Below are 1,034 nucleotides of genomic sequence, written 5' to 3'. Positions count from 1 at the left end.
TCTGCCGAGCCGGGGTAGCTGTAAACAGCGGTACCCACGGCAGCTGATGATCCGGCCGAGTTATGGTGGATGCTTACGAATAGGTCGGCTTTAGCATCGTTTGCAACCTGCGCTCGCGCGGCAAGATCGTTAACTTGATCGTAGGGATGAACTAAGGAATCATCTGTCGAGCGTGTCGTGATGCAGTTAAGCCCTGCAGCTTTAAGCAGGTCTCGCAGTTTCAGCGCCACGCATAAGTTAACATCTTTCTCTTTTAAACCATTGCTCGGGGCTATCGCACCCGGATCGACCCCACCATGGCCCGCATCAACAACTATAACGAGCTTGCCATCGCTACCGACTGCGGCCGTGTTTTCAGCCGGAGGTGTAAGATCGGCGTTCATCATATTATAGAGAGCGATCGCCGTTTGAGCCCGGGTCGCCGGCAGTCCGGGGTGGAATGTACCATCATGGTAGCCACCCATGATTCCGCAATAAACCACTGTCTCAATTTCACTGTACGCCCAATAACCGGTCCCAACGTCCTTGAACGCGGGATTTACCGGATTGATGGGTGCGGCCCCGCTCGCGCGGCATAGCATCCTGGCAAGCTCGCCTCTTGTGATTTGCTTGTTTGGCTTAAACAAGAACGTGCCATCCGGGTTTGAGTAACCTTTAACGATACCGGCGGCATGGCTTGCCCTGATATAGCTTGCAGCCCAGTGTTGTGGTGAGATATCGCTAAACGCTGTTCCATCTCCTGCAGCTGAATTCGAGGAGAGGTTCTTAGCGATTGCAACCAACTTTGCCATCTGCGCTCGAGTAACGGGGTCATCGGGTCGGAACGTCCCATCGGCGAACCCCGAGACAATGTTTTTGGCCGATAGGTCATCAACTATTTTAGTGAGCTTGGCGTCTGAAACATCGCTGAAAGCGGCGTACGCGGGGAGAACCGAAGTAAGGCTGAAGCACACTACAAGAATTAATGCTATAAGTCCTTTTCTCGCCATTTAAAACCTCCTAGTGCGATCGGACCGTTATACTTTCGACAAACA

Annotated in this window: 1 protein-coding gene; it reads right to left on the bottom strand. The window is 52.7% G+C overall.

Annotation, left to right across the window (positions count from 1 at the left end):
• A partial coding sequence (locus COY37_RS01075; RefSeq protein WP_286975586.1) for an N-acetylmuramoyl-L-alanine amidase occupies positions 1 to 989 on the bottom strand: 989 nt, incomplete at its 3' end.
• Positions 990 to 1,034: the final 45 nt, after the last annotated feature.

Source organism: Candidatus Aquicultor secundus, from assembly GCF_002791875.1.
GTDB classification, from domain to species: Bacteria; Actinomycetota; Aquicultoria; order Aquicultorales; family Aquicultoraceae; genus Aquicultor_A; species Aquicultor_A secundus.
This window is presented reverse-complemented; position numbering and strand designations above follow the sequence as displayed.